This is a genomic window from Aliikangiella coralliicola (genome assembly GCF_007004725.1).
Lineage (GTDB): Bacteria > Pseudomonadota > Gammaproteobacteria > Enterobacterales > Kangiellaceae > Aliikangiella > Aliikangiella coralliicola.
Genome location: NZ_ML660170.1, coordinates 172,062 through 197,346, shown reverse-complemented (window position 1 = coordinate 197,346; position 25,285 = coordinate 172,062). Strand labels below are relative to the sequence as shown.

The 25,285-nt window shown below is 42.4% G+C and carries 23 protein-coding genes and 2 tRNA genes; 16 read left to right on the top strand and 9 right to left on the bottom strand.

Features of this window, described 5'->3' with window-relative positions; all coding sequences use genetic code 11:
* Window positions 1-50: 50 nt before the first annotated feature.
* Window positions 51-431, top strand: coding sequence for a hypothetical protein (locus tag FLL46_RS22950; RefSeq protein WP_142934126.1), 381 nt, complete (start codon window positions 51-53; stop codon window positions 429-431).
* 88 nt (window positions 432-519) lie between these two features.
* Here the strand turns inward: FLL46_RS22950 and smrA are convergent, their stop codons facing one another.
* Window positions 520-1,104: a DNA endonuclease SmrA gene (smrA, locus tag FLL46_RS22945; RefSeq protein ID WP_142934124.1), complete on the bottom strand. Its 585-nt coding sequence runs from the start codon at window positions 1,102-1,104 to the stop codon at window positions 520-522.
* Between the two features lie 126 nt (window positions 1,105-1,230).
* Between smrA and FLL46_RS22940 the strand changes: the two genes are divergently transcribed.
* Window positions 1,231-1,815, top strand: a complete 585-nt coding sequence (locus tag FLL46_RS22940; protein WP_142934122.1) for a hypothetical protein — start codon at window positions 1,231-1,233, stop codon at window positions 1,813-1,815.
* A 150-nt stretch (window positions 1,816-1,965) separates the two neighbouring features.
* Here the strand turns inward: FLL46_RS22940 and cysZ are convergent, their stop codons facing one another.
* A complete protein-coding gene (gene cysZ, locus FLL46_RS22935; RefSeq protein ID WP_142934121.1) occupies window positions 1,966-2,709 on the bottom strand; it encodes a sulfate transporter CysZ in 744 nt (247 codons plus the stop codon).
* 264 nt (window positions 2,710-2,973) lie between these two features.
* Between cysZ and smc the strand changes: the two genes are divergently transcribed.
* The 4 genes from smc (at window position 2,974) to FLL46_RS22915 (ending at window position 9,970) form a co-directional block, all read left to right on the top strand.
* Entirely contained in the window at window positions 2,974-6,480 is a 3,507-nt protein-coding gene (gene smc, locus FLL46_RS22930) for a chromosome segregation protein SMC (RefSeq protein WP_142934119.1), read from the top strand.
* A 15-nt stretch (window positions 6,481-6,495) separates the two neighbouring features.
* Entirely contained in the window at window positions 6,496-7,320 is an 825-nt protein-coding gene (gene zipA / locus FLL46_RS22925) for a cell division protein ZipA (protein WP_142934117.1), read from the top strand.
* A 93-nt stretch (window positions 7,321-7,413) separates the two neighbouring features.
* Window positions 7,414-9,444, top strand: coding sequence for an NAD-dependent DNA ligase LigA (gene ligA, locus FLL46_RS22920; RefSeq protein WP_142934115.1), 2,031 nt, complete (start codon window positions 7,414-7,416; stop codon window positions 9,442-9,444).
* A gap of 337 nt (window positions 9,445-9,781) precedes the next feature.
* Window positions 9,782-9,970 carry a hypothetical protein gene (locus tag FLL46_RS22915; protein WP_142934113.1) on the top strand — a complete coding sequence of 63 codons (189 nt, stop codon included), beginning with the start codon at window positions 9,782-9,784 and terminating at the stop codon, window positions 9,968-9,970.
* 326 nt (window positions 9,971-10,296) lie between these two features.
* Here the strand turns inward: FLL46_RS22915 and FLL46_RS22910 are convergent, their stop codons facing one another.
* A complete protein-coding gene (locus FLL46_RS22910; RefSeq protein ID WP_210418800.1) occupies window positions 10,297-12,387 on the bottom strand; it encodes an alpha/beta hydrolase family protein in 2,091 nt (696 codons plus the stop codon).
* A gap of 387 nt (window positions 12,388-12,774) precedes the next feature.
* On the opposite strand from FLL46_RS22910, the gene FLL46_RS22905 reads away from it, so the two are divergent.
* The 6 genes from FLL46_RS22905 (at window position 12,775) to FLL46_RS22880 (ending at window position 18,828) form a co-directional block, all read left to right on the top strand.
* Window positions 12,775-12,850 (top strand) — tRNA-Ala (locus FLL46_RS22905).
* A gap of 59 nt (window positions 12,851-12,909) precedes the next feature.
* Window positions 12,910-12,985, top strand: a tRNA-Glu gene (locus tag FLL46_RS22900).
* A gap of 441 nt (window positions 12,986-13,426) precedes the next feature.
* Window positions 13,427-14,953 carry a fumarate hydratase gene (locus tag FLL46_RS22895; RefSeq protein WP_142934111.1) on the top strand — a complete coding sequence of 509 codons (1,527 nt, stop codon included), beginning with the start codon at window positions 13,427-13,429 and terminating at the stop codon, window positions 14,951-14,953.
* A gap of 170 nt (window positions 14,954-15,123) precedes the next feature.
* Entirely contained in the window at window positions 15,124-16,014 is an 891-nt protein-coding gene (prpB, locus tag FLL46_RS22890) for a methylisocitrate lyase (RefSeq protein WP_142934110.1), read from the top strand.
* 2 nt (window positions 16,015-16,016) lie between these two features.
* Complete coding sequence (gene prpC / locus FLL46_RS22885) at window positions 16,017-17,192, top strand: bifunctional 2-methylcitrate synthase/citrate synthase (protein ID WP_142934108.1); 1,176 nt, start codon at window positions 16,017-16,019, stop codon at window positions 17,190-17,192.
* Window positions 17,193-17,382: 190 nt separating this feature from the next.
* Window positions 17,383-18,828: a bifunctional 2-methylcitrate dehydratase/aconitate hydratase gene (locus FLL46_RS22880; protein WP_142934106.1), complete on the top strand. Its 1,446-nt coding sequence runs from the start codon at window positions 17,383-17,385 to the stop codon at window positions 18,826-18,828.
* A gap of 30 nt (window positions 18,829-18,858) precedes the next feature.
* On the opposite strand, the gene FLL46_RS22875 is transcribed toward FLL46_RS22880, so the two are convergent.
* The 5 genes from FLL46_RS22875 to FLL46_RS22855 all read right to left on the bottom strand — a co-directional run bounded on the left by FLL46_RS22875 (window position 18,859) and on the right by FLL46_RS22855 (window position 22,822).
* Complete coding sequence (locus FLL46_RS22875) at window positions 18,859-19,149, bottom strand: hypothetical protein (protein WP_142934104.1); 291 nt, start codon at window positions 19,147-19,149, stop codon at window positions 18,859-18,861.
* Window positions 19,150-19,232: 83 nt separating this feature from the next.
* Window positions 19,233-20,189, bottom strand: coding sequence for a GGDEF domain-containing protein (locus FLL46_RS22870; RefSeq protein ID WP_168204294.1), 957 nt, complete (start codon window positions 20,187-20,189; stop codon window positions 19,233-19,235).
* Between the two features lie 175 nt (window positions 20,190-20,364).
* On the bottom strand, window positions 20,365-21,018 hold the full coding sequence (gene hflD / locus FLL46_RS22865; RefSeq protein WP_142934101.1) for a high frequency lysogenization protein HflD: 654 nt from the start codon (window positions 21,016-21,018) through the stop codon (window positions 20,365-20,367).
* Window positions 21,019-21,126: 108 nt separating this feature from the next.
* Window positions 21,127-22,260 carry a tRNA 2-thiouridine(34) synthase MnmA gene (mnmA, locus tag FLL46_RS22860; RefSeq protein WP_142934099.1) on the bottom strand — a complete coding sequence of 378 codons (1,134 nt, stop codon included), beginning with the start codon at window positions 22,258-22,260 and terminating at the stop codon, window positions 21,127-21,129.
* A 61-nt stretch (window positions 22,261-22,321) separates the two neighbouring features.
* The gene (locus FLL46_RS22855; RefSeq protein ID WP_142934097.1) at window positions 22,322-22,822 is read right to left on the bottom strand and encodes an NUDIX hydrolase; all 501 of its coding nucleotides are present in this window, start codon (window positions 22,820-22,822) and stop codon (window positions 22,322-22,324) included.
* A 33-nt stretch (window positions 22,823-22,855) separates the two neighbouring features.
* Here FLL46_RS22855 and moaC point away from each other — a divergent pair, with 33 nt between their 5' ends.
* The 4 genes from moaC to FLL46_RS22835 are packed head-to-tail and all read left to right on the top strand — an operon-like array spanning window position 22,856 to window position 24,800.
* Window positions 22,856-23,332, top strand: a complete 477-nt coding sequence (gene moaC, locus FLL46_RS22850) for a cyclic pyranopterin monophosphate synthase MoaC (RefSeq protein ID WP_142934095.1) — start codon at window positions 22,856-22,858, stop codon at window positions 23,330-23,332.
* 24 nt (window positions 23,333-23,356) lie between these two features.
* Window positions 23,357-23,617 (top strand): molybdopterin converting factor subunit 1, encoded by a 261-nt coding sequence (gene moaD, locus FLL46_RS22845; RefSeq protein WP_142934093.1) that lies wholly within the window; start codon window positions 23,357-23,359, stop codon window positions 23,615-23,617.
* A 1-nt stretch (window position 23,618) separates the two neighbouring features.
* A complete protein-coding gene (locus FLL46_RS22840; RefSeq protein WP_142934092.1) occupies window positions 23,619-24,080 on the top strand; it encodes a molybdenum cofactor biosynthesis protein MoaE in 462 nt (153 codons plus the stop codon).
* A 9-nt stretch (window positions 24,081-24,089) separates the two neighbouring features.
* Window positions 24,090-24,800, top strand: coding sequence for a pseudouridine synthase (locus FLL46_RS22835; protein WP_142934090.1), 711 nt, complete (start codon window positions 24,090-24,092; stop codon window positions 24,798-24,800).
* 114 nt (window positions 24,801-24,914) lie between these two features.
* Here FLL46_RS22835 and FLL46_RS22830 read toward each other — a convergent pair whose 3' ends face one another.
* Window positions 24,915-25,190, bottom strand: a complete 276-nt coding sequence (locus FLL46_RS22830; RefSeq protein ID WP_142934088.1) for a hypothetical protein — start codon at window positions 25,188-25,190, stop codon at window positions 24,915-24,917.
* Window positions 25,191-25,285 lie beyond the last annotated feature (95 nt).

The following is a 25,285-nucleotide window of genomic DNA, read 5'->3' as shown; positions in this document are numbered from 1 at the left end:
AATCAGATATTCGTATTATTGGACCACTCTCTAATTTTTAGTGAAAGATAATGTTTAAAAAGCTGATCGTAATTATTATTCTTTTCGGACTCGTTGTTGCTGGTCTGCAGATGTTTGGTGGACGAGATTTTGGACAGGTTTCCTTAGCTTGGGACAAATATAATCACGGCGGCGATATTTCTTCGTTTTTGTCTGATATAGGGACAATTTTCAGTGGCGGCCGTGTGAATGAGTCGGCATTGCCGATGGGACGATATGCTGATCAAGTAATGTACCGATGGAAAGATGAACTTGGTCAAATTCATGTCAGTGAAAGAAAGCCCAATGTTGATGTTTTCGAAGAGATCAGACTTGGCGATATGAAGTTCGATATTCAAGAAGGCATGTCGAAAGAAGAAATAGAAAAAATTCTCAAGAAAAAGGACGAATAGGTGTCGCTGACTACAGACGCCGTTTTGTTTAGCTGTTAACGGATTTGTTGATTCACGGCATTGCTCGAAGACTGACCTTACTTTCTCCCTAGTCGTATTTAGCCTGGTTAATTTTATCGGGTTCAGTCGGCTTTTTAAGTAGCACATAAACTGATCCCGTACCACCATGACGAGGCTGAGCTGAGTGAAAGGCAACAACAATGTCCACCTGCTGAAGCCAGTGATTAACGTAACTTTTTAGCCTCGCCGGTGGATTGCTCATAATCCCTTTTCCGTGGGTTATTAATAATGAGCGATGTCCTAATCGGTTGGCGTTTCTGAGTAATTGATAAACTTCGTTACGCGCTTCGGCAACCGTTTTTCGGTGCAGATCCAGATGATACTCAAATCCATATTTTCCCTGTTTTAACTTTTTAAATACACCGGGTTGAATACCGCTCAGTTTAAAGTTGAGAATTGCCTCGGGCTCAACCGGCTCAACTTCTCCATCAGTTAAAAAGTTAGTGTCTTTACGCGCGAAAGATTCGGCAACTTTTTTTCGATACTCGTTGTTAATGACATCTTTTTGAGTACGAATTGACGCCACCTTGTCTTGATTTAAAGGTTTTACATCTGCTATTTCTTCGAGAAAATCGCCTGATTCTGAGTTCGAATGACTATCTGAACTGCTCATATTACTGCTGTTTAAGATTGATTTGAGACCGTTAAAGAAATGATATCACTTGTTAAATCGGATGCAAATTCTATTGTGATTTTCTATAATCCTATTATCACAGTGGATAAATTCTGGAAAATCAAAATGATAGAAGGAAAGTTTGACGTGGTTTTCAGAGGCCAAATCGTTAAATCCTTTGAACTTGATGATGTTAAAAACAACCTTGTGAAACTTTTTAAGTCGTCACCGCAAGCTGTAGACCGATTATTTAGCGGCAATGAAGTGGTGATCCGTAAAGGAATTGATTATGGCGATGCCATGAAATATCAATCGGCATTAAGAAATGCTGGGGCTCTCGCATTAATTAAAGAGGTTGAAAACGACGAAAGTTCAGCTTCAGAAAAGCCTCAGGCCGCTCCTGCTAAAGCCCCACAATCAGCAGGGCCAACGACCGCTTTCCAATCTAATGATTCCTCATCAGGTTCTAATTCTTCCAATACAGAAGTGACGCAAACCGCCGAGGCTTCTGCTCAGGAGGGGGCGCAAAGTGACGGACTGACCGTTGCTGCGGTTGGTGCCCAGATTTTACCAGATAAGGTGTATGAGAAGAGAGAAGTAGATACGAGCGCCTTGTCTTTAGCTAAGGCCGGAGAAAGGATTCTGCCGAAAAAGCCACCGGAAGAACACCCTCAGCCTTCGACTGATCACTTGTCGCTCGACGATAAGTAAAATTAGTAAAACAAGGTTAGAAAAATCTTTTTCGCACTGTCCTGAAATACTTCGAAGCCCACTTACCAAAATTGGTTCATGATGGTCAATCGGGCTTCGGTTAACTGCATCCTATACTTGAGGCTTGGTTGTTTGTCTCTTATTTAAGTTTTATTCCCGGTAATGATCAAACCAGAGATTCGTTGCGCCGGCGACTGCCACCGGCATGACGAAAATATTGACCACTGGAATCATGGTCAGCAGCATTACCACTGCGCCAAAACTAAATGGACCGGAACGCCTTTGTTTGATCATATCTAACATATTGCGAAAAGGCACTTTATGGTTATCCATTGGGTAGTCAATATACTGGATTGCGGCCATCCATGAATTAAACAAAAACCAGATAATTGGCGCGATAATCGCCAGTGGGGTAACAAATAAAAGCAGGCATCCCAGCGCTCTGGGTAAGTAATAGGTTAACTTACGCCACTCACGGGCTAAGAGTCTTGGAATGTCAGCTACAAGAGACTTCATGCTGGTTGGCTGTTGATTAAGGGAACCACCTGCAAGGTGCCGTTCTACGGCTTCAGATAACAGTCCGTTAAAGGGCGCAGCTATCCAGTTGGCGATAAAGGCGAAAAAGAAAATGACAACGCCTAAAACACTAATAACAATCAGAGGCCACAGTAACCAACCCATATTTTCGACCGACCATTGTACGATAGAATACTCACTGTTCTTCAGACCTTCGTACCAATCTGACAGATTGCTGATGGCATAAAAAGTCGCACCGGAAAGAAGCACCAAATTGATTAACAATGGTATAAAAACAAATGCTCTTACCCCTGGTTGCCATATTAAAGACAAGCCTTTGCTCAAATATTGAGCACCACCAATTGTAGATTGCGGCATATGGAAAGTTTTACTCCTAATTCTTATGTTTTTGATGTGTTTTAATCTGGAAATAATTTAAACTAATGCGTTTGATAAAACTAGCCGAAAATTGTAATGAATTAATTGTCGCCATTGCGACTTTATTAAAAGTAATTCGTGGTATTTCATGTCTTAATTTCGGCGAGCGATGATACAAATTGTTTATGGCTAAGCGCACATAAACCGAGATAAACATAAGAACTTAGACAAGAACATAAAGAGTATTGGTAATAGAATTTTATAATGCGATTAAAACAAATAAAACTAGCAGGCTTTAAATCATTTGTTGACCCAACCAGCGTCCCTTTTCCAGAAAACTTAACGGCCATTGTCGGTCCTAATGGATGCGGAAAATCTAACCTGATTGACGCGGTCCGTTGGGTAATGGGAGAGTCTTCAGCCAAACACCTGCGCGGCGACTCTATGACGGATGTCATATTCAACGGTTCTACATCACGTAAACCAGTGGGTCAGGCGAGTATTGAGTTGGTCTTTGATAATACCGATGGAACTGTCCAGGGTGAGTACGCTAATTATGCCGAAATCTCTATTCGAAGAACCGTTAACCGTGACCCCCAGGCCAGTTACTATCTCAACGGAACTAAGTGTCGCCGTAAAGACATTACCGATATTTTTCTCGGAACCGGGCTAGGCCCAAGAAGTTATGCGATTATTGAGCAGGGCATGATTTCAAGGCTTATCGAATCTAAACCACAAGAACTACGAATATTCCTGGAAGAGGCCGCCGGTATTTCTAAATACAAGGAGCGCCGTCGGGAAACTGAAAATCGTATTCGCCATACGCGGGAAAATATGGAGCGTTTGGCCGATATTCGTGAAGAATTGGGCAAACAGCTCGCTCACTTGCAGCGTCAAGCAAACGCTGCCACTAAATATAAAGATTATAAACAACAGGAAAGGCAACTGAAGAGCGAGCTTTCAGCGCTAAAATGGAGAAAGTTCCATGGCCAGGTTGAAACGCTTTCTTCGGAAATCACCAAGCTCGAAACCGAATTGGAATCGCGCATTGCTGAGCAACGGCATGCCGATAATCAGATTGAGCAAACTCGAGAAGCCCATATCGATTTAACCGAACAGTTTAACGCTGCTCAGGGTCGATATTATGGTGTTGGTGCAGATATCGCCAGACTTGAGCAAGGTATCGCCCATAAAAAAGAACGCCGTGGGCAGCTGAACGATGACTTACAACACGTTACTTCATCGCTCAAACAACTGATGGAACAGATGGGTGAAGATGAAATACAAATTGAAGAATTTAAGGCAAGACTGTTAGAAGCCGAGCCAGAACTCGAATTGCAGCGAGATACAGTGGAGCAGGCTCAAGAGTCTCTGACTGAAATTGAAGCAGCGATGTTAGAGTGGGAACAAGAGTGGGATAGCTATAATAAACTGAGTTCCCAAAATAGTCAGAAGATGGAAGTTGAGCGCACTCGGATCCAGCATTTTGAAAAAGTCATCGAGAGACTGGCTAAGCGTATCGAGAGCAATCAGCAAGAGAAAGAAAACCTACAAGCGCAGCCCATAGAGGCAAGTATGCTTGAGGCGTCTCTGGAGCTTTCGAAAGCCGAAGAAGAGACGCTGTCATTGAGTGAATCGGTTGAAGAGCTGCTCGATCAAATTTCTGAACTCCGCGAAATTCGTAGAAACCGACAGTCAACAATTGATCAATCTCGCCGCGAATTACAACAAACGCAAAGCCGTCATATCTCTCTTTCTGCTTTACAAAAAGCCGCGTTAGGCGTTGACAACAAAGCTGCCGATGAGTGGCTGAGTTCTAAAAACTTAAGTGAAAACAAAAAACTAGCACAATCTATTAAAGTAGAATCTGGATGGGAGCTTGCGACGGAAATCGTATTGGGCGATTATCTTGAAGCTATATCAGTGGATGGTTTAAGTGACTTACTGGCAGATTTTGAACAATTATCAGCCGGTAAACTGACATTGCTCGGTAGCGAAATCAATGGTCAAGTCATTGCTGAGTTTTCGGATAACTTATTGGCGAAAGTCTCTAATGCGCAGAGCGTTGCTCACATTTTAGACAAAGTGAAAGTTTGTGAATCTGTTGAAGAGGCAATTGCGATTCGCTCATCACTGACTGGAGACCAGTCTGTGATTACCCGGGAAGGTTTCTGGATCGGGCCAAACTGGGCACGGGTCGCGAAAAGAGAAGCTAATGAAGCGAATGTTTTAGAACGCGAAGCGGAAATCGAAGAATTAGCTGCTGAACTTGAAACAATGGAAGCCAAGCTAGATGAGCTCAATGAGCAGGCTGATATTGAACGAGATAAGCTAAAAGATCTGGAAGCTGCGTGGGAAGCGAAACAGCGCCAATTGGGAACGGCCAATAAAAGATACAGTGAGTTAAGAGCGCAAGTTGGTTCGCAGCAAGCAAAGCTAGAGCAGATAACTAGTCGTAAAGACACGCTAGCAAAAGAATATCTGGATCTGACTCAACAACTTCAAGCCGATGAACAGTTGGTTGCGCAAAGTCGTTCTTCGCTGGAAGGGTTGGTTGATGCAATGGCCGACGATCTCGAGCAAAAAGAAGCCCTGACGCGTTTAAAAGATGAGAAGCGAAATGCGCAAGAACAAGCGCGCGTTCAACTTCAGTTAGCCAAAGACAATGCCCACAAAATTGAGCTTAATGTTGCTAACTTAAAATCAGAAATCAACTCGGTTCAATCCACCAACCAGCGAATGAATTCTCAGATAGCAGAATTACAATCGCGTAAGATTACTCTTGAGGAAAATCTCGGCCAGGTGAATTCTCCCGATGACGATCTACAAATAGAACTAGAATCGGCGCTGGAAAAACGGCTTGAGTCTGAGCAGGAGTTAGCAAAAGCGCGTGAAGCTTTAGAAGAAGTTGATAAGCAAATTCGAGTTTTCGAAAAACAACGACATGATGCAGAGCAAGCGTCCCAATCGGTTCGTGGTCGATTGGAACGATTGAGAATGCAGTGGTCTGAAAATTCAACCATGCAAAAAAACCAGGCCGAGACTTTGTCTGAAGAAGAGCAGGATATTGAACAGATTCTGGCGAATATGGAAGAGGGTGCTAACGAGCAGGAATGGGAATCCAGGATAGAAACGATTGCTGCAAGAATACAAAGGTTAGGGGCGATTAACCTGGCGGCTATTGAAGAACATGAACAGCAATCAGAACGTAAGATCTATCTGGATGCACAGAATGAAGACCTTGAAGAATCTTTACAAACGCTGGAAGGCGCGATCCGCAAGATCGATAAGGAAACCCGAACGCGATTTAAAGAAACTTTTGATAAAGTTAATTCTGGAATGAAAGAACTGTTCCCGAAAGTATTTGGTGGTGGTCATGCTTATCTTGAAATGACCGGCGAGGACCTTCTTGACACCGGTGTTGCTGTAATGGCGAGACCACCAGGAAAAAGAAATAGTACCATTCACCTGTTATCGGGTGGAGAGAAAGCGCTAACGGCACTATCGTTAGTATTCTCAATATTCAGATTAAACCCAGCGCCATTCTGTATGCTTGACGAAGTTGATGCGCCGTTAGATGATGCAAATGTTGGACGATTCTGTAAGTTGGTTAAAGAAATGTCAGAAACCGTACAATTTATTTATATCACTCATAACAAAGTATCTATGGAAATGGCTACCGCACTGGCCGGTGTGACAATGCAAGAGCCGGGTGCGTCAAGACTGGTTGCTGTAGATGTTGATGAAGCGGCTCAATTAATCACGCAATAAGGAGAGTCAAACACAGTGGATTGGCAAATACGTATTGCTTTACTTATCGCAGGAATCGGCGTTATTGGTTATATTCTGTATGACTATCAGCGCCGGAAAAAAGCACAAACCGAAAAACAGCGGTTAATCGAACAGATGCGCAATGCTGCTAATCAAGTTGATTCGCAAGGCTTTGACTTTACTGGTGTAGGCAATGTCCGTAAAAAAGATCAAAGTGATAGTGAGCAGCAGGAGCCAACTGGCGAGCCAGAGATTGACAATCGATCGACAGGAGCACACACAGATTCTGACGTTAAAATGCCCAAACCTAGTAAACCAGCGAAAAAGCAGCCGACCGAACAACTCGCACTGGGAGACTTGGCTGATTCACAGAACCAGGTTGACAGTAAAGTTGCTGCCGAGCCTGATTTAGTTTGTTCACTAATATTGCGGGCTGAAGAGGGTAAAGCTTTTAGCGGTAAAGATTTTATGCCGATTTTGTTGTCACAGGGACTAAGACATGGCGAACTCGGTATCTTTCATCGACATACCGCAGGCGTTTCAGGCAAGCCCGGCGCGGTTTTATACAGTGTGGCTAACGCAGTCAATCCTGGAACTTTTGATTTGTCCAATATCGAAGCTTTTGAAACACCAGCATTCGCCTTTTTTATGACTTTACCTGGACCGAAAGAGCCAGTAAATGCTTATGAAGGGATGGTGAAGACAATTCGATTGATTAAACAAGAACTCGGTGGCCAAATTCTCGATCAATCGAAAAGCGTTTATACAGAACAAACCCATCAACACCAGGTCGAGCTACTACGAGACTATCAGACGAGACATTCGCTGTTAAAGAAATAGACAGAACAAACTATCTAAAAATATTAAAACGGTTAGTTTTAATATCACTAGTTTTGCATTGCGTACCATCAATATTATCAGGCCGTGAGTTGTATGAAATCAGATGTCATTGAAACCATTAATAAAAAAATAGACCAATTAAAGCGTCAGATAGAAGAGTATAACTATCAATACTATGTACTTGATGATCCTACTGTACCCGATGCTGAATATGATCGTTTAATGCGTGAGTTACAGGCGATTGAAGCAGAGCATCCTGAGTTAGTTACAGCAGACTCGCCAACCCAGAAAGTGGGTGGAAAATCAGATTCGGTTTTTCAACCAATTGAGCATTTAACGCCAATGTTGTCGTTGGATAACGTGTTTAGTGAAGAAGAGTTCGCTGCATTTAATCAACGCTTATTCAATCGGTTGGATGATTCAACAGAACTGGAGTTTACTTGCGAGCCGAAGCTTGATGGGCTGGCAATCAGTATCGTTTACCGTGACGGTGTTTTAGAATCCGCTGCGACGCGAGGCGATGGTAAAACTGGAGAAGACGTTACCCAGAATATTAGAACGATTAAGAGCATTCCCCTAAGATTGCGCGGAGATTTTCCACCATTACTTGATGTGCGTGGCGAAGTTTTCATGCCTAAAAGTGTGTTTGAGGAAATTAATCGAAAAGCGCTGGAAAATGACGAAAAGACTTTCGCTAATCCTCGTAATGCGGCCGCTGGAAGTTTGCGCCAGCTCGATCCCGCTATTACTGCTGAGCGAGAATTATCAGTCTATTTTTACTCGATTGGAACCTTACAAGAATCTGAGCCAGTTGAATATCACTACGATAGATTACTTCAGCTGAGAAAATGGGGCTTGCCAGTCTGCCCAGAGACCGAAAAGGTGGCCGATTCAAAGGGATGTCTGAGTTACCATGAGAAGATTCTTGCTCGCCGAGAATCTTTACCCTATGAAATTGACGGTGTTGTTTATAAAGTTAACGATATAGCAACTCAGCAACAATTGGGTTTTGTTGCAAAGGCACCCCGTTGGGCGATTGCCCATAAGTTTCCCGCACAGGAAGAACTCACCAAACTGGTCGCTGTCGATTTTCAGGTTGGGAGAACTGGCGCAATTACACCAGTGGCGCGACTAGAGCCGGTATTTGTCGGTGGGGTAACCGTATCGAATGCAACATTACACAATATGGATGAAATAAAGAGACTCGATGTACGCGCCGGCGATACCGTGATAATTAGACGGGCGGGTGATGTGATTCCCCAGATCGTCTCAGTTATTGTTGATAAGCGCCCGAGCGATACTGTTGAAGTCGATGTCCCTGAAGAATGTCCAGTTTGTAAATCTGCGGTAGAAAGAGAAGCTGACCAGGCCATTTATCGATGTACCGGCGGACTTTTTTGCGATGCTCAGAAGAAGCAGGCGATCAAGCACTTCGCGTCTAGAAAAGCGATGGATATCGAGGGTTTAGGCGATAAACTGGTGGACGTTTTATGTGATGAAAACCTGTTAAAAACTGTTGCTGATATTTATCGATTGCCGAGAGAGCCACTACTAGCATTGGAAAGAATGGCCGAAAAATCCGTTGATAACTTGTTGTCAGCGATTGAAAAGAGCAAGCAGACAACCTTGGCGAAGTTTATCTACTCGCTCGGAATCCGCGAGGTCGGTGAAGTTACAGCAATGAATTTGGCGAATCGATTCCTGACCATTGAAGCTGTCCAGGCTGCGACCAAAGAAGAACTGGAAGCGGTTAAAGATATTGGCGAAGTTGTCGCGGAGCACCTGGTGTCATTTTTTGCCAATGAACATAATAGAAAAGTGGTGACGGAGCTACTTGAAAGTGGTGTTGTCTGGCCTGAAATTGAAGTGCCTGATGAAGACCAACAGCCATTATTAGGGCAAACCTGGGTATTGACCGGAACTTTGGTTGAAATGAAGCGAAATGACGCGAAACAGCGTTTACTAAAACTCGGCGCAAAGGTCAGCGGTAGCGTTTCGAAGAAAACCACTATGGTCGTGGCGGGGGAGTCTGCCGGTTCAAAACTGACTAAAGCTCAAGAGTTGGGAGTGGCGGTCATTAATGAAGAAGAGTTTATCGCGCAACTAGCAACTTACGAAGGCTAGTTTATTTCGCGTCGACAACCTCTAAAATTAATAGCCGCTTATAATCTAAGCGGCTATTGTCAACAATAAGCGGCATTTCACAATAAACATAATAAGAGGTTTTTTTAGATTAATCTCAAATGCCAATATTTATTTAAATAGCAAACCATTCGAAAACCGCTGATTTTTATCTCACTAGAGAATTTAAGGCGAATTTCTTACAAATATTGAGACATATCTCACAAAAAGCCCGGCAAATTTGCCACACCTCTTTCAGATTCCTGTCCTATGCTTTCATTGCAAATTCGTGGAAAATGCTCCCATAGAATATCCAAGGAGCTTTAAGAGGAAACTAGTTATGGTTAAGATTAAACACCAATGGGCAACTTTTCATAAAGGTAGAATGAAAGTTAAAGCATGTGCTACTTGTGGAGAGTTACACTTACCGAGCAATTCTGAAAAAGAATGTGAAGGAAGTGATGTTTTGGATAGCCAAATAGTTAAAGCTGGCTACCGATTGTATGGCGGCCATTCATCCTTACATTGATACTTTTATCGAAGTTTGTATTAATTTATTTGTATTTGTATTTGTATTTGTAGAGTTACTTAATCCCCGTCTGTAGGTTACTTCAAATCCCTGGACCTCTCCAGGGTATTTTTTTAGCTCTTATTTTTATTAGTTATTTTTTTGATAGTTCTTATTCAGTATTTATTCGTCTTTTTGATTATTTTATCTTGAACCTAAATTCCGCAGAATAGGTGTCTTTATCACGAAATCTGCGGATTCAAGGTTGAAGCCAGTTTGAATCAATTTTTGAATCTGACTTTCTTTTCTCATGTCACAGCCTGGTTTATCGAGAGGCTGGTTGTCGATTAATCGGCAGACAAAAACTCGTGTAACCAGTTGTTCACTTCTTTGTGCCATTGAATGCTATTCGCTGGTTTCAAAACCCAATGATTTTCGTCAGGAAAATAAAGAAGCTTGCTCTTTATTCCCTTGCGTTGCAGTGCGGTGAATGTTGCCAAAGACTGAGTCACCGGAATTCGATAATCCAGTTCGCCTTGAATAACGAGCATCGGTGTTTTCCAGTTGTTAACATAATTAGCGGGGTTATACTTCTCATGTGTTGCAGATGCCGCATAGTATGGACCACCGTGTTCCCACTCGACAAACCATAATTCTTCGGTTGTGTAATACATCATTCGATTATCGAAAATACCGTCGTGATTGACCAGACAATCAAATTCATCTTGCCAGTTTCCTGCTATCCAGTTAACCATGTAACCGCCATAGGAAGCACCCAGTGCACAGCTTTTTGTACCGTCAATAAATTGATACTTTTCTAACACAAAAGCTAAGCCTTTCTGCAAATCTTCCAGTGGCTTGCTACCCCAGTTTTGAGAAATTGAATCGGTGAACTTTTGCCCATATCCTGTTGAACCGTGGAAGTCGATCATTACAGCGACAAAGCCTTGTCCAGCATAAGTTTGGGGATTCCAACGGTAATGGAAATGATCACTAAAACTACCTTGTGGGCCACCGTGGATGAGAAATGCTAATGGATATTTTTTATCGTGCTGAAAATTAGCTGGTTTTATGACATAGCCACTTACCAATTCATTATTCCAGCCTTTAAATTGAAACTGTTCGTATTCGCCGAATGCTATGTTATCTAGTTTGTTTTGGTTGTTAAAGGTAACTTGCTTTTGATTTTTTCCGTCAAGATCACTGCTATAAAGTTGTACTGGGCTTTTTAAGGAGTCTTTAGCAAAAACAATCTTATCATCGGAAACCGTCACGCCAACAACCGCGCCTTCTTGATTGATTTGTATTTTTTTCCCTGTTTTGATATCCAATTTCCAAAGTGCTTTGATTCCTGAATGGTTACCGGTTAAATATAGTGATCTATCGTCTTTGGAAAATTGTAAACTGTTGAATGAACGATCCCAATTCTGTGTTATTCGAGAAATTTTTCCAGTACGAATATTTCTTATAATCACTTCAAAACGATCAGCTTCATATCCGGGGCGAGTTGTTGCCAGATAGGCGAGTTTTTCACCATCATTGCTGATTACAGGATGAGTATCCCAGGCAAGATTTTCTTTTGTTAAGTTGATTGCTTTTTCTGGTTTATCAATTGACACACGATAGATATCAAAATTGGTTGATGTCGGTTCTTTTGAATTTTGTAGTCGTGCCGAAAAATAAACCGCGCTACCATTTCGAGCAAATTCATATTCCTCGTCGCCACCAAATGGGTTGGACGGAACATTAGCGTTAACTGACTTAGATACCGGGGTAATTTTGTTATTTTTTAACAAACCTTTGTGATTAAGCTCAGTTACAAATAGCTGCGACTGAGTTTGGTCGAGCCAGTGATCCCAATGTCGCACGAATATTTTGTCATAAACGACGCCACTCGACTTTTGATTTTTCAAATGTTCTAAACGTGATTGAGTACATTTAAAATCATTACAGTCGGGAAAGACTTTTGCTGAAAAAGCGATGCGGTTATTTTCCGAGGATAATTTAAAACTAGACACATCGACTTCAAATTGCGTTACTTGCTGTAGTGCATTTTTATTTATATCGAGCTTCCATATTTGTGAAGAGCCACTTCTTGACGACAGAAAATAAAGCGAGCGACTATTTTTAGTCCATTTAGGTGAATAATCCGCGCTGTGATTAGTTGTTAGTTGCCGAGTTTGGTTATCACTTAAACGTGTTAGCCAAATATCTGTAAGTCCCTTGTTCGCCTGTAAATCAGTTTTACGTACCACGTACGCAACATGTTTTCCATCAGGTGAAAGGGTGGCACTTCTGATCCTCTCCATTGAAACTAAATCTTCTGCGGTAAATGGTTTTTTGTTTGCCAAACTCGAAGAGGAAATAAAAATTAATGAAAGATAGGTGAGGGCGTGTATTATTTTTATCATAGACGCGTTTATTATTTTCGGTTTCATTAAAAGGTTTCCTATTTTTGTTGATTAACTTGGAAGCGAGAGAAGAAAAAACAAAATTGATAAGCTCTGCTCAATTCGTCAATATATCAGTTTATCTTTTTGATTACTTTATGAGCTTTTCCTTCGCTTTTTTAATTTTTCATTTGCGTCCAATCACCAGGCCAATTCATTTAGAATCTGACGCAGTCACCAGGCGCTTAAGATTTGTTCAATTTAGTTGCTGAGTTGTTATTCTGCTGACTAAATATCGATAATTCAAGTCAATAAACACGCCCATTAAACTCAATAAAATCGATCATGTTCCGGGAGTCGGAACAATTACGTAATAAAAATATAACAAAGCGGTTGACAGGCCCAAGGTTAGCCCTTAGAATTCCCGCCGAATTTGGGGCTATAGCTCAGCTGGGAGAGCGCTACACTGGCAGTGTAGAGGTCAGCGGTTCGATCCCGCTTAGCTCCACCAATTTTTCAACTGACATTTACTTAATGTAGACATCAATTGAAAAATAAATTCACAATCTAGTCCCCTTCGTCTAGAGGCCTAGGACACCGCCCTTTCACGGCGGTAACAGGGGTTCGAACCCCCTAGGGGACGCCATATTTAACTGGAAAAGAAATTCGAAAGAAGTAACTTAACCAGAATATCTATTAAAAGTAGATCTTAGTAAAAAGCCAGTCTTATGACTGGCTTTTTTATTGCAAAATTTTAGTTTGCAATAGGTCTGACAGGTTGTTTCGCGATAGTCTTAAACGAACGCTTTTTTCAGAGTGATAAGGAAGAATATCTCTGAATCATTTAAAATCAGGGCTGATCAATTTAACCAGTTGATCTATAATACGCGCACCTGAAAACGGGACTTTATTATGATTGGTTCCACTCGCTCCAAATTGTAATTTTCTTGCACTAGTCACACGTTTTAGTGTATTGTCCCAAATCAACAACTGGACAGACCAGTTTCCTGCTTCGCAATCTTAAGGACTATTAAAAATACCAGTTCCGGATTGTCACATTCCAGGAGTCATACCAGGAGATTTTTGAATGACGGTCATTAATAAAACTGACTTTATTGATAGCGTAGAAAGTGCGCTCCAATATATTTCCTATTACCACCCCAAAGATTTTATCGATTCGCTTTATAGCGCTTACCAGAAAGAACAAAACCCTGCAGCTAGAGACGCTATGGCTCAAATGCTGATCAATTCTCGCATGTGTGCGGAAGGAAAAAGGCCAATTTGCCAGGATACCGGGATTGTCACTGTATTCGTCAAAATTGGAATGGGTGTTCAATGGGATTCTGATTTAACGGTACAGCAGATGGTTGATGAAGGTGTGAGGCGCGCTTATCTGAGCGAAGATAATCCACTCCGTGCTTCCATTGTCGCAAACCCGGTCGGGCCACGTAAAAATACCAAGGACAATACGCCTGCTGTTGTGCATGTCAAAATGGTTTCAGGAAACACTGTCGATGTTACTGTTGCTGCAAAAGGTGGTGGTTCTGAAAACAAATCTAAGTTTGTGATGTTAAACCCGAATGATTCTATTGTTGACTGGGTACTGAAAACTGTTCCTACAATGGGCGCAGGCTGGTGTCCGCCAGGGATGCTGGGTTTAGGGATTGGTGGAACCGCAGAAAAAGCGATGGTGTTGGCTAAAGAGTCTTTAATGGACCCGATCGACATCCATGAACTGATTGAAAGAGGCGCGGAAACCCCGGTTGAGAAGCTACGCCTTGAATTATACGAAAAAGTGAATCAGCTCGGTATTGGCGCGCAAGGTCTTGGTGGTTTAACAACTGTTCTCGATATTAAGATTAATGATTGTCCAACGCATGCTGCGTCATTGCCTATCGCGATGATTCCAAATTGCGCCGCGACACGACACGCCCATTTTGTGCTCGACGGAAACGGCCCGAGCTTTGTTGAAGCGCCAAGTTTGGAAGATTGGCCCGTGATTACCCAAGAAGCAAGTGACAGTGTTAAGAAAGTCAACTTGGACAACATCACTCAACAAGAAATAGAGTCATGGCAACCTGGAGATACTTTGTTGCTATCCGGCAAGATATTGACTGGTCGCGACGCTGCTCACAAAAAGATTAAAGATATACTCGACCAAGGCGAGAGCTTACCTGAAGGCGTCGATTTTGAAGGTCGGTTTATTTATTACGTAGGACCGGTTGACCCGGTTGGTGACGAAGTGGTGGGTCCGGCAGGCCCGACAACTTCAACCAGAATGGATAAGTATTCAGACATGATGCTCAATGACAAATCGGAAGGCGGTCTCGGTCTGATGGGAATGATCGGTAAAGCCGAAAGAGGTGATGCGGCGTTGGCATCTATCAAGAAAAACAAATCAGTTTATCTGATGGCCGTTGGTGGTGCTGCTTTTCTTGTTTCGAAAGCAATCAAACAATCTCGTGTCGTTGCCTTTGAAGAGTTAGGAATGGAAGCCATCTACGAATTTGAAGTTCAAGATATGCCTGTCACTGTCGCTGTTGATACTAATGGCGATTCAGTACATAAAACAGGCCCGCAAATATGGAAAGTCAAAATTCAGGAAGCTGGTTAATTCTCGATAATTAATCAGCATTCGTTAACTCATTATTAGCCGGTTGATACCAAAGTCTAATAGTGAGTTGGCGCTTAACAGAGTTTAATTAACAAGGGAAAGACTTTACCAGGCCTCTGTTGCCGGTAATTACATTTATTTTTATCACACTATTTGAACAGGTTTAGACAATGACTGAAAAGCAAACTCCAGGTGCTCGTTTTCGGCAAGCTGTTGCCGACAGTAGTCCACTTCAACTTGTCGGGACAATTAACGCGTTTACAGCTCATATGGCTAAACAGGCTGGTCATAAAGCAATTTATTTGTCTGGCGGCGGGGTCGCAGCTAATTCACTCGGAATACCTGACTTAGGTATTAGCACGATCGACGATGTCCTCACCGATGTCAGGCGAATTACCGATGTTTGTGATTTACCGTTAATGGTTGATGCGGACACCGGTTTTGGTGGCGCATTTAACATTGCACGCACAATTCGCTCGTTGACCAAGTTTGGAGCTGCCGGTTGTCATATCGAAGACCAAGTTGCCGCCAAACGGTGTGGCCATCGACCTGGTAAAGAAATCGTTAGTTTGCCTGAAATGGTTGATCGAATTAAGTCCGCTGTTGACGCGCGAACAGATGACAGTTTTGTCATTATGGCTCGAACTGATGCGTTGGCGACTGATGGCATTCAGGCGGCTATTGATCGCGCTAATGCATGCATTGAAGCAGGTGCTGACATGATTTTCCCTGAAGCAGTATCTGAATTGGCACAGTACCAACAAATTAGCGATGCAGTTAATGCGCCAATCTTGGCGAATATTACCGAGTTTGGCCAAACGCCACTTTTTTCAACGCCTGAACTTGCGGAAGTCGGCGTTGATATTGTGCTTTATTGTTGCGGTGCTTATCGAGCAATGAATAAAGGCGCTGAAACTTTTTATCAAGCGTTAATTAATGACGGACATCAACGCGATGTTGTAGAAATAATGCAAACTCGGGATGAATTGTACAACTATCTTAACTATCACCAATATGAGCAAAAACTGGATCAACTTTTTGCTAACAATAAGGAGAAGTAAGCATGAGCGATTTGTCAAACCAAGACACATCTAAATCTGAATCTGTACTACCAAAACCGAAAAAGTCGGTAGCGCTGTCAGGTGTGCCGGCGGGTAACACCGAATTGTGCACAGTCGGTCGAACCGGAAATGATCTTGCTTATCGTGGATACGATATTCTGGAATTTGCTGAAACAGCAGAGTTTGAAGAAATAGCGCACTTATTAATTCACGGTCGGCTTCCTAATAGAGCCGAGTTGGCTAACTATAAGCGCAAGCTGAAGTCTTTGCGTGGACTACCAACAGTTGTCCAGGAAGTGCTAGAGTCAATTCCTGCGGCAGCTCATCCAATGGATGTTTTACGGACTGGTTGTTCTGTGCTTGGAACCGTTTTACCAGAAAAAGATGAGCAAGCACCGGCGGACGCACGTGATATTTCTGACCGCTTGTTGGCATCTTTTGGTTCAATGTTGCTTTACTGGTATCACTATAGTCATAACGGCAAGTGTATTGATGTTGAGACCGATGATGATTCTATCGGCGCGCATTTCCTGAATCTGTTACATGGTGAAAAGCCAAGTGAGCAGTGGGAGCGGGCAATGCATACGTCGCTGATCCTGTATGCCGAACATGAATTTAACGCGTCTACCTTTACCAGCCGAGTGATTGCCGGGACAGGTGCTGATATGTATTCTGCGGTCAGCGGTGCAATCGGTGCGTTGCGTGGACCTAAGCATGGTGGCGCTAATGAAGTGGCACTAGAAATTCAGAAGCGCTACGCCACGCCGGACGAAGCAGAAGCAGATATTAAAGAACGAATTGCACGTAAGGAAATAGTCATTGGTTTTGGTCATCCTGTTTACACGGTTTCTGATCCACGTAACGAAGTGATTAAAAAAGTAGCTAAAGAATTATCTGAAACTCAAGGTGATTTAAATCTGTTTAGCGTTGCGGAACGATTAGAATCTGTAATGTGGAATGAGAAGAAAATGTTCCCTAACCTGGACTGGTTTTCGGCCGTTTCCTATCACATGATGGGTATTCCAACTGCAATGTTTACTCCTATTTTCGTGATGTCTCGAATTACTGGTTGGGCGGCTCACATTATGGAGCAGCGAGTTGATGGAAAAATTATCCGTCCGAGCGCGAACTACACTGGTCCAGATGAGCGTCCCTGGGTATCAATAGAAGAAAGATAAATAGAGAGTGCTATCCTGTTTATGAGTTATTGATTTTGATTTAATAATTTTGAGATAGCCGAATTCAGCAAAAAAATAGCTGCGATGAAATGGAAAGGTATTTATTATATCTTTCCATTTTCTGTTTTTAGCGGTCCTGATCCTAATTCAGAAAGACGCTATTTTTCATTATTTTTATCGGAGTCACTAAATGAGTGCAAATGCAGAGCTGAACATTAAACCTGATTATGATCAGCCGATCAGGGATATCGCTGAATATGTCACCGAGTATGTTGTTAAAAGTGATTATGTTTTTGATGTCGCCCGTTACTGTTTGATGGACTCATTGGGCTGCGGTCTACTAGCGTTACGCTATCCAGAATGTACTAAGCATCTTGGTCCAATCGTTTCAGGCACATTAGTGCCCGGAGGGGCGAGAGTTCCCGGCACTCAATTTGAAATGGATCCGATAAAGGCTGCGTTCGACATAGGCTGTATTATTCGTTGGCTGGATTTTAACGACACCTGGCTTGCGGCAGAGTGGGGGCATCCTTCTGATAACATTGGGGGAATTCTGGCAATTGCTGACTATATATCACGTCAAAGATTAGCCAGTGGCTATGAACCCTTAACGATGAAAGAAGTGTTAGAAGGCATGATTAAAGCGCACGAAATTCAAGGCGTTATGGCGCTTGAAAATAGCTTTAATCGTGTCGGTCTAGATCACGTGATATTGGTAAAATTAGCATCTACTGCTGTTGTTACTCAAATGTTGGGTGGTGATCAGGAAGAAATCATGGACGCTGTTTCACAGGCGCTGGTCGATGGCCAAAGTTTACGAACCTATCGTCATTCACCAAATACCGGTTCGAGAAAATCTTGGGCAGCCGGTGATGCCACCAGCCGTGCTGTTCGTTTGGCACTGATTACAATGAGCGGTGAAATGGGCTACCCGAGCGCATTAAGTGCAAAAACTTGGGGGTTTTATGATGTGTCGTTTGGGGGCCGCGAATTTAAATTCCAGCGATCCTTTGGCGAATACGTTATGGATAGTGTGTTATTTAAAATTTCTTTCCCGGCGGAGTTTCACGCTCAGACGGCTGTTGAGTGTGCAGTAAAACTTCATTCTCAAGTAGTCGAACGACTGGACGATATTGATCGAATCGAACTGAGCACCAATGAATCAGCCATTCGAATTATCAATAAACAAGGTGAGTTACATAATCCGGCTGATCGTGATCACTGTTTACAATATATGGTCGCTGTTGGTTTGATTTTTGGTAACCTGGAAGCTGATCATTATGAAGATAATGTTGCTATGGATCCGAGAATTGATGCTTTGCGCGAAAAGATGATTGTGAGAGAAGATAAGCGTTACAGTGAAGACTACCTTGATACTGAGAAGCGCAGTATCGCTAACGCGATAGAGATTTTCTTTACCGATGGTTCGTCAACGAAAAAAATTGAGGTTGAGTATCCCATCGGACATAAGTTTCGCCGTGAAGAAGGCATTCCAGTATTGCGCGCCAAGTTTGACCGTAATGTTAGAACTCGTTTCCCAGACAAGCATGCGAATGAGATCGTTGAGTTATGCGACAATAAGGAAGTTTTTGAAAACTTACCTGTGAATGAGTTTATGGATCTGTTAGTGATCTAGATTATGATTATTAAAACTGATAAAAGGGCGTCAGGTTACGCCTTTTTGTTTTCTATTTCGCGCACCAATGACACCTCTGACAAAGAAATAGCAACTAATAGCCAGCCCTGTTCCAATGACTGCAATGATTACCCATTGCATTAAATTGACCCCTTCCATGATGCTAGTTCTAGAATCAATATCGCTATTTGCGACAAGCCCAAACCAATTTAGTATTTTTACGCCTGCACCATTTGCACAGGCAAAGTTAAGCGTTAAAACCGTCGCTGCCATCGCTAACAGTGCTCTGATAGCATAAGAAAAATAGTCAGGCTTTTTCATACTTTTTAGTTGCATTATGTTGGGATAGATTTAGCAGAACTGGCAGCTGTGTTCGTTTGCCAGTTGTCATTCAATCAGTGAAATTATTTTTCTAGATTAACACAGTTTCGACCAAGATCTTTAGAACGAAAAAGTGCTTTTTTGGCTTTGTCCATTGAGAGATCAAACGAGCCTTTTCCGCTAAATTCTGCTACGCCCACTGAAATGGTAAAATGAACAGGGGACAGGCTACCTTTTTTCTTGAGCGAAAGGCCTGAAATTTTCTTACGTAATTCATCGGCTAAGGAAACACCATCATTGATTGTTGTCTGTAGGAGAACCACAATAAACTCATCTTCTTCGAACCTCGAAATAATATCGGCTTCTTTCAAGTGGCTAGACAAAGATTTGAACAGATTTTTGAGCACTGCATCCCCCATCATTTTTCCATTAGTATTATTAAATAACTTAAAATGATCGATATCAATTCGCAGTATCGACATCGGAAAATTTTTGCTCTCGGTGAATGCTTCTTTTATTGCCACAATAAGTCCTTTCTTATCTAGAGCCTGGGTTAATTCGTCCCTTGAGGCTACTTCCTTGGCAATGGCGCTTTTAACTTTACTTTTAGTTTCTATTTTTTCAGACCCATTTTTTTCGGTCTCTGTTTCTGTGTGGGAATTGGATTCGTTTGAAAAATGCGATTTAACTTTGTCGACTACTTTAGACATATCTCCTAGTTCTTCTTGAGAATCGACCAGTAATGCAAGTATCTCTGAAACATACTCGTGAACATTTTCACCAGACATGGAGAGGTTAGAGTAACGCCTGTTAAGGATGTTTTCTTTATAGATTTTTTCCAGAGAGTGTTTGTAATCTTCGGATGAAAGGTCGAGAGAATCGACATTTTGCTTAAGCTCTGAGTTTTCGGTAAAAAGATATTCGTAAGCGACGGTATAACAGATTGGTTCAGCAGGTAAGTGATGGTCTCTCAACCAGGCCATTGCAGTCCTTGATTTTAAGCCCGCTTCTCGGATATCTGTTTGTCGCTCTTCCGGCACGCCATACACCATTAATTCGCCATTCTATCTAATAGTATAGGTGAAATTCTCGCTTAAATCTGAACGAAAAATAGGAGTTGAATATTGAATTTTAAGAGTTTTAGCAAAGCCAACCGATTGAAATGCCTGAATCATGCAGCGGCGTGACTCTAAGGCATTGATAACCCCTGAACACTTATTCTTTGACTGGTGAAGCGATCAGGTGTCGGATCCCTTCAAGTAGCTGTTTTTTCCTGAACAGAAAATGCCAGCGGGAGCCACCTGATTGGCGCCACAGAAAGCAAGCTCTGATGGCGGCGAGAAGAGCCGCTCTCACTCTGGCCTGATTCTCAGGGATTTTTAAAAATTTGGGCTCTCCTTTGACCTGAATACGATTAGGCAAACGCGAGAGCGTCTGTTTATAAGTTTCAGAACAACCATTAACCAGATCCGCAAACAATCCTTCTTCACTATAAAAAGCCTGATCTGAATATTCTGTTGAGAGCTGTTGGATCCGCTGAGTTAAAACGTCCATGAGTTTCTGGTTGCGATCCAGCTGAGTTTGCAGAGACATGACATTAATCGCCAAATTTACGAACTCTGGGTCTTTATCTCGGTGCTGCGGATCAAGTTGCTGATTGAGTATTCTTAATCCGCTACTCACTTCAAAAGAACCATTATAAACTCCAGCAGCAGATACCGCGTCAATTCGTAACAGGCTTGCAATAACGGCTTTAAAATCCGATTCGCTTGTTTGACCTTTCCAGGCAAGGTTTTGGACGACTCTAACTGATTGGGCTAACCCGGCAAGAGCAATACATTGGTCAATAATTTTTTCGTTAAAACTCATAAAAGTCCGATTATAAAGCGATTATTAATGTTATTGAGTTTTCACAGCATCTAGCCAATTTTAAGCTTAAAACTCATTCAATTGATATTCGATATCGACCGTTACTGATTACTTGAAGATCGAATCGATGATACCGCCGCCGAGGCAAATGTCACCTTGATAAAAAACCACTGATTGGCCAGGGGTCACAGCTCTCTGTTTTTCATCAAAAGTTACTTTCCAGTTTTCATGGTCCAGTTTTTCAACCTGACATTCGAAATCCTGTTGGCGATAGCGGCTTTTTGCTGTGCATTTAAATTGATCTTCAATTTTATCCGGTTCAACCCAGTGGAGTTGTGACGCCACTAAACCCTGGCTTTGCAAGCGCGGGTGGTCGTGTCCTTGTCCTACAATCAACACGTTTCGCTCAATGTCTTTTTCTAATGTATACCAGGGCGCTTCTCCCGCGTTACTCATACCGCCAATACCGATGCCTTTGCGCTGGCCAAGGGTATGATACATCAGTCCGGAATGTTGCCCGATTATATTACCTGCGTCGTCTTCGATATTTCCAGGCTGTGCGGGAATGTACTGTTGGAGAAAATCTTTAAATTTTCTTTCACCAATAAAACAGATACCTGTACTATCTTTTTTGCTCGCAGTCACAAAGTTTTGTTCTTCAGCAATTTTGCGAACTTCAGGTTTTTCTAACTCACCCACGGGAAAGAGTGTTTTGTTAAGTTGTTGCTGCTGTAATGTGTAAAGAAAATAGGTTTGATCTTTATTGTTATCAACGCCTCGGAGCATAACAGAATGATCATCTTTGTGTTCGACTCGTGCGTAGTGTCCTGTGGCAATATAGTCTGCACCGAGCACTTTTGCATAATCAAGAAATGCTTTAAATTTGATTTCCTTATTGCACATGATATCAGGATTTGGCGTTCTTCCTGAACGATACTCTTGTAAGAAATATTCAAACACTCGGTCCCAATATTCCGCAGCAAAGTTTATCGTTTTAAAGGGGATTTCTAACCTCTCAGCCACTGATTTTGCGTCGGCCATGTCTTCGGCTGCAGCGCAATAATCATCGGTATCATCTTCTTCCCAGTTTTTCATGAAAACGCCGATAACATCATAGCCCTGTTGTTTTAATAAATATGCGGCGACGGATGAGTCGACGCCACCGGACATACCGACGACAACTTTCGTGGCAGAATTCGGTGTATCAGCAGCAGTTTGAGAATTTGAATGGGAGTTTGGCATAACTTGTTAACATTGAACCTTTAATATTCGTATGTCCTTATTAATTTTCGATTGCAACCCTTTAGATGATTTTACTGAGCAACTTGAAACAGTTTTCTCCTAAAGCAACTTCATTGGAAGAAAACATTAAGGATTCGAGTGGAATTCTCTTTCCTTCCTGGTAGTCACAAAGACATTGAAGCACCAAGGCACTGCGCAGCTCTTCTCGGGGTAAAAGTGCAATTTCCTTAACGCTCATCCAGCAATTATCGAGAATATCGCTATCCTGCGGGCTCGGCTGCTGTTCATCGGGGACATCACCAACAAAACAGAAACGCAAATAGGTTTTACCATTGGCGGCAGGACTTAATAAATAAGTTCCCAGCAATGCCGTTGGAGTGTAGGTTAATCCGGTTTCTTCAGCAACTTCTCGCACAACCGCATCAGTTAATGATTCGTTAAGCTCTACATGTCCAGCCGGTTGATTGAATACAATTTGACCGCTGCTGGCTTTTTCTTTTACTAACAAAAATTGATCATTTCGCCTTATAATGGCGGCCACAGTAACGTGGATTGAGTCCATTTAACTATTTTCCTTAAAAACGACTTGAATAATATGACGCATTTTACTCATTTAAACGAAAAAGGCGAGGCCCAAATGGTCGACGTGACCGAAAAAGGCCACTCTAGCCGGGTCGCTATTGCATCTGGCTATGTCGAAATGCAACCTGAAACACTGCGCATGATTACCCACGGCGAACATAAAAAGGGTGATGTGTTGGCTGTCGCGCGAATTGCAGGAATTCAGGCAGCCAAAAAAACTTCTGAACTAATTCCTTTGTGTCACCCGTTAATGTTGACTTCGGTCAATGTTGAGCTAGAAGCGGATGGGCAAAATAATGCTATACGCATTTCTGCTACCTGTAAATTAAGTGGCCAAACCGGTGTTGAAATGGAAGCACTGACTGCGGTTTCTGTGGCTGCGTTAACGATTTATGACATGTGCAAAGCGGTCGATAAAAATATGGTTATCTCGGCGATTCAACTCGAACAAAAAACCGGCGGAAAGTCGGGTGATTGGCGGCGTGAATGAAACGAAAACGAGAATGGGAAGAATATGGTTAAAGTAAAAGTATTGTTTTTCGCAAATTATCGCGAATTATTAGATTGTAACGAATTAGAAGTTGAAATTAACAAAGGTTCTTCGGTCGGCCAGCTTTGCCAATTTTTGAGTCAAAAAGGTGATGTCTGGCATCAATTATTTGCCAACCCTGGCTCGACTATCAAAATTGCGCTGAATCAAGAAATGGCGGAATTGAGTAGCATAATCAATGAAAATGATGAAGTGGCTTTTTTTCCGCCGGTAACCGGGGGATAAAATGGGTCATTCACCGGAAAACATTATCATTACTTCTGAGCCGCTTGATATTGGTGAACTAACGCGTCAGGTGCATTTAAATCAAGGGGAGAGCGGCGCTGCGGTGACCTTTACTGGTGCCGTGAGAGTGTCCGCCGAGGAAAACGGCTTAACTGCGATGAGCCTTGAGCATTACCCGGGAATGACAGAGGCACAGCTTGCGAAGATTGTTGGTGAGGCTAATCAACGCTGGCAACTTAATAAAGTAATGGTGGTTCACCGAGTAGGGCATCTGAGTCCAGGCGAGCCGATAGTGTTTGTTGGTACTTGTGGCTTGCATCGCAAAGAAGCCTTTGAAGCGGCTGAATTTGTTATGGATTTTCTAAAGCAAAAAGCGACCTTCTGGAAAAAGGAACACTACGGTAGTCGTGAAGTTTGGGTTGAGGCAAAAAAGACCGACGCTGAAGCAGCTGAACGTTGGTAGGTTGTTCGGGTGGCAAAAGCGATTAAAGCAGTGCGTCTTGATAAGTACATCGCTCAGGCGGCAGGTGTAACGCGCTCCCAGGCAAAAGATTTGATTAAACACCGGCGAGTTAAAGTTAGCGAACAAATCGTCACTGATCCTGCGTGCAAGACCCATGTGAGTGATATTGTTAGTCTCGATGATGAGACGTTAAAAGGTGCCGGGAATTACTACCTCGCGTTACATAAACCTGACGGATTTATTTGTTCCACCCAAGACGAAATTCACCCGAGTGCGCTCAACTTAATCAAAGATATTCCTCCTCAAGATTTGCATTTTGCGGGCCGCCTGGATGTTGATACAACAGGACTGGTTTTAATTAGTAATGATGGCCAGTGGACTCACCGGGTGACTTCTCCGAAGCGGCTGTGTGCAAAAGTTTATCGCGTTTGGCTAGCTGAGAATATTTCAGAAAGTGCTTTAGAAAGGTTACGTAATGGTTTGATTTTAAAGAGTGATGTCAAGAAAACTCTCAGTTGCCATGTTGCTAAAGTGAGTGAGCGAGAGCTGTTGATGACGCTTTATGAAGGGCGTTATCATCAGGTAAAACGAATGATTGGTGCAGTTGAAAATCGAGTGGTTCGATTACACAGAGAAAAAGTTGGTGACATTGATGTCAGTGGCTTAGCTGAAGGGGAGTGGCGGTATTTATCGGACGAAGAAATTGCGGCATTTGAATAATATAACGCTTGAGTGAACCTGCTGAAATAACTGAAAAATAAAAGAAGCTAGCAAGGAAAACGCGCCAAAAGACACCAAACATTAAAAATGTTGGTGGCCGAAAGACTATTTTAATTAACTATCAAACTCCGATATCAGCTCGCATTTGCCATTTTTCTTTTTTACCAGTGTCACCCTGTCGGTGCGCAAGCTGGCAAATCCAATCAAAACTCTAACATTGCCGGTATAGACAGTTCCAGAATCACTTTCATGACTGCGATCAGCTTTGATATTCACATGACATGAAGGCAAATCAATTTTCTGGAATTTCCCATACTTGGCGGCTTCCACGGCGGGAGTCCCTGCGAGCAACAACAAAGGGAGTAAGCTGTTTAATTTTCTGTAAAACATCTTAACCTCAAGTTGAGCAATTATTTTTATTAAACACTGCTCCTACACTATACTCTTAAGTTCGGCAATTGTTAAGCTTTATTTTCCTAAAGAAT

What these genes read in the sequence shown, in the direction of transcription:
- FLL46_RS22910 (WP_210418800.1), bottom strand. Translation starts at nt 12,387, where the DNA reads ATGAAACCGAAAATAATAAACGCGTCTATGATAAAAATAATACACGCC.
- moaC (WP_142934095.1), top strand. Translation starts at nt 22,856, where the DNA reads ATGACGCATTTTACTCATTTAAACGAAAAAGGCGAGGCCCAAATGGTC.
- FLL46_RS22855 (WP_142934097.1), bottom strand. Translation starts at nt 22,822, where the DNA reads ATGGACTCAATCCACGTTACTGTGGCCGCCATTATAAGGCGAAATGAT.
- prpC (WP_142934108.1), top strand. Translation starts at nt 16,017, where the DNA reads ATGAGCGATTTGTCAAACCAAGACACATCTAAATCTGAATCTGTACTA.
- FLL46_RS22840 (WP_142934092.1), top strand. Translation starts at nt 23,619, where the DNA reads ATGGGTCATTCACCGGAAAACATTATCATTACTTCTGAGCCGCTTGAT.
- FLL46_RS22915 (WP_142934113.1), top strand. Translation starts at nt 9,782, where the DNA reads ATGGTTAAGATTAAACACCAATGGGCAACTTTTCATAAAGGTAGAATG.
- FLL46_RS22830 (WP_142934088.1), bottom strand. Translation starts at nt 25,190, where the DNA reads ATGTTTTACAGAAAATTAAACAGCTTACTCCCTTTGTTGTTGCTCGCA.
- prpB (WP_142934110.1), top strand. Translation starts at nt 15,124, where the DNA reads ATGACTGAAAAGCAAACTCCAGGTGCTCGTTTTCGGCAAGCTGTTGCC.
- FLL46_RS22940 (WP_142934122.1), top strand. Translation starts at nt 1,231, where the DNA reads ATGATAGAAGGAAAGTTTGACGTGGTTTTCAGAGGCCAAATCGTTAAA.
- hflD (WP_142934101.1), bottom strand. Translation starts at nt 21,018, where the DNA reads ATGAGTTTTAACGAAAAAATTATTGACCAATGTATTGCTCTTGCCGGG.
- FLL46_RS22880 (WP_142934106.1), top strand. Translation starts at nt 17,383, where the DNA reads ATGAGTGCAAATGCAGAGCTGAACATTAAACCTGATTATGATCAGCCG.
- FLL46_RS22950 (WP_142934126.1), top strand. Translation starts at nt 51, where the DNA reads ATGTTTAAAAAGCTGATCGTAATTATTATTCTTTTCGGACTCGTTGTT.
- smrA (WP_142934124.1), bottom strand. Translation starts at nt 1,104, where the DNA reads ATGAGCAGTTCAGATAGTCATTCGAACTCAGAATCAGGCGATTTTCTC.
- FLL46_RS22875 (WP_142934104.1), bottom strand. Translation starts at nt 19,149, where the DNA reads ATGAAAAAGCCTGACTATTTTTCTTATGCTATCAGAGCACTGTTAGCG.
- cysZ (WP_142934121.1), bottom strand. Translation starts at nt 2,709, where the DNA reads ATGCCGCAATCTACAATTGGTGGTGCTCAATATTTGAGCAAAGGCTTG.
- ligA (WP_142934115.1), top strand. Translation starts at nt 7,414, where the DNA reads ATGAAATCAGATGTCATTGAAACCATTAATAAAAAAATAGACCAATTA.
- mnmA (WP_142934099.1), bottom strand. Translation starts at nt 22,260, where the DNA reads ATGCCAAACTCCCATTCAAATTCTCAAACTGCTGCTGATACACCGAAT.
- FLL46_RS22895 (WP_142934111.1), top strand. Translation starts at nt 13,427, where the DNA reads ATGACGGTCATTAATAAAACTGACTTTATTGATAGCGTAGAAAGTGCG.
- moaD (WP_142934093.1), top strand. Translation starts at nt 23,357, where the DNA reads ATGGTTAAAGTAAAAGTATTGTTTTTCGCAAATTATCGCGAATTATTA.
- smc (WP_142934119.1), top strand. Translation starts at nt 2,974, where the DNA reads ATGCGATTAAAACAAATAAAACTAGCAGGCTTTAAATCATTTGTTGAC.